Here is a 976-nt window from a genome sequence, read left to right as displayed (position 1 = left end):
AGGATAAATCTGTCGGTAAACTAACTCTTCTCCAAATGGGGAAAGGACATCCCACTAATTCCAAGTGCAATTGATAACATTTCATTTGTGTTTCCTCCTGTTTTAAATGGATGGTATAGGTCTAGTTTTCATTTTCGCTGAAATAGTAAGAAATATAAAGTATAAATCAATAGGAGGAACAAAAAATCATGCTAGTGTACAAAGAATTCGTTGAAATGTGTCCAATTTGTGTCTAAGTGTACAATTTTCCCGAAATGGTATGGTGAGGCCATGCCCATCAACTTAAGAAATTCGTTGTTACCCCAAACTGAAAAAATGAGCTGAATTGTCGATAGGTAAAAATTTTCGTTTAGGGGGGACTTCACATCACTACCAACCTAAGGTTTTGAATTATCCCCATAACGAAAACTTTATGCATCGTTGACTTCTTTTAAACTGTGTTAGTTAATTTAAAGATAATTAAGAAAGCCGTTCCTATAGCTAAGAATGGCTCTTATATATAAAACTTAATTAATAGGTATATACTTCTTGAATCCCTTACTTATAGTGCCATTATAACCATTTTTAGAAAAGAATTTATGTGCTTCTATTCTAGTTGTACTACTTAATAAGATAATTCTTGTGGATCCCCTTGCAATTGATAGCCGTTCTACATGTTTTAGTAACTTTTCACCTATCCCATTACCTCGAAAATCTTCATTTACAATCACATACTCTAGAACGGTATATGGTCTAAATTGATATCCAGGATCAAGACAAAAAGTCATAAATATACTTCCTTTAACTTTACAATCTTCCTCATATACAAATAAGAAATTATTAGAATCATTCCTTATCTGCTCAATTCTTTCTGGCAAAACCTTAATGTTTTTACTATGTGGTGCTAATTTTTTATATAGATTTTCAATTACATTACTGTCTTTTGGTTCAGCTTCACGAATCATATAATTATCCCCTCTATTAATATTGATATATC

At 31.7% G+C, this 976-nt stretch carries 1 protein-coding gene; it reads right to left on the bottom strand.

All coding sequences use genetic code 11. The features are described 5' to 3' along the window. Positions 1 to 506: 506 nt before the first annotated feature. Positions 507 to 944 (bottom strand): GNAT family N-acetyltransferase, encoded by a 438-nt coding sequence (locus BWGOE10_RS28970; protein WP_070143925.1) that lies wholly within the window; start codon positions 942 to 944, stop codon positions 507 to 509. Between the last annotated feature and the right edge of the window lie 32 nt (positions 945 to 976).

The sequence above is a fragment of the Bacillus mycoides genome (assembly GCF_001757995.1).
GTDB lineage: Bacteria > Bacillota > Bacilli > Bacillales > Bacillaceae_G > Bacillus_A > Bacillus_A mycoides_B.
The sequence above is the reverse complement of the archived record's forward strand: the minus strand, read 5'-3'. Positions and strand labels throughout refer to the sequence as shown.